Below are 1110 nucleotides of genomic sequence, written 5' to 3'. Positions count from 1 at the left end.
GACCATGGTAAAACAACTTTAACAGCTGCAATTGCAACTGTATGTGCGAAGAAATTCGGTGGCGAAGCGAAAGATTACGCTGCAATCGACTCTGCACCTGAAGAAAAAGCACGTGGTATTACAATTAATACTTCACACGTAGAATACGATTCTCCAACTCGTCACTACGCTCACGTAGACTGCCCGGGCCACGCCGATTATGTTAAAAACATGATTACTGGTGCTGCTCAAATGGACGGCGCAATCCTTGTATGTGCTGCGACTGATGGTCCAATGCCACAAACTCGTGAACACATCCTTCTTTCTCGCCAAGTAGGCGTTCCATACATCGTTGTATTCTTAAACAAATGCGACCTTGTAGACGACGAAGAGCTTCTTGAATTAGTAGAAATGGAAGTTCGTGAACTTCTTTCTACTTATGACTTCCCAGGCGATGACACTCCAGTTATCCGTGGTTCTGCTCTTCTTGCGCTTAATGGCGACGCTAGCCAATACGGCGAAGATGCTGTTGTAGCTCTTGTTGACGCGCTTGACACATACATCCCAGAGCCAGAACGTGCTATCGATCTTCCATTCCTTATGCCAATCGAAGACGTATTCTCTATCTCAGGTCGTGGTACAGTAGTAACTGGCCGTGTTGAGACTGGTATCGTTAAAGTAGGCGAAGAAGTTGAAATCGTTGGTATCAAAGATACAGTTAAAACAACTGTAACTGGCGTAGAAATGTTCCGTAAACTTCTTGACGAAGGCCGTGCGGGCGAGAACTGTGGTGTTCTTCTACGTGGTACTAAACGTGAAGACGTTCAACGTGGTCAAGTACTTGCTAAACCAGGTGCAATCAAACCGCATACTAAATTCGACGCAGAAGTATACGTACTTTCTAAAGAAGAAGGTGGTCGTCATACTCCATTCCTGAACGGTTACCGTCCACAGTTCTACTTCCGTACTACGGACGTAACTGGTGCGATCGCGCTTAAAGAAGGCGTGGAAATGGTAATGCCTGGTGACAACGTTGAAATGTCAGTAGAGCTTATCCATCCAATCGCAATGGACCCAGGTCTACGTTTTGCGATCCGTGAAGGCGGTCGTACAGTTGGTGCTGGTGTAGTT

Annotated in this window: 1 protein-coding gene; it reads left to right on the top strand. The window is 46.2% G+C overall.

Annotated elements, in window-relative coordinates:
• The coding region (tuf, locus tag DYI81_RS17810; protein WP_117008202.1) for an elongation factor Tu at positions 1-1110 on the top strand (1110 nt) is incomplete at both ends.

Source organism: Acinetobacter sp. SWAC5 (genome assembly GCF_003419885.1).
In the GTDB taxonomy this organism is placed as follows: domain Bacteria; phylum Pseudomonadota; class Gammaproteobacteria; order Pseudomonadales; family Moraxellaceae; genus Acinetobacter; species Acinetobacter cumulans.
The sequence above is the reverse complement of the archived record's forward strand: the minus strand, read 5'-3'. Positions and strand labels throughout refer to the sequence as shown.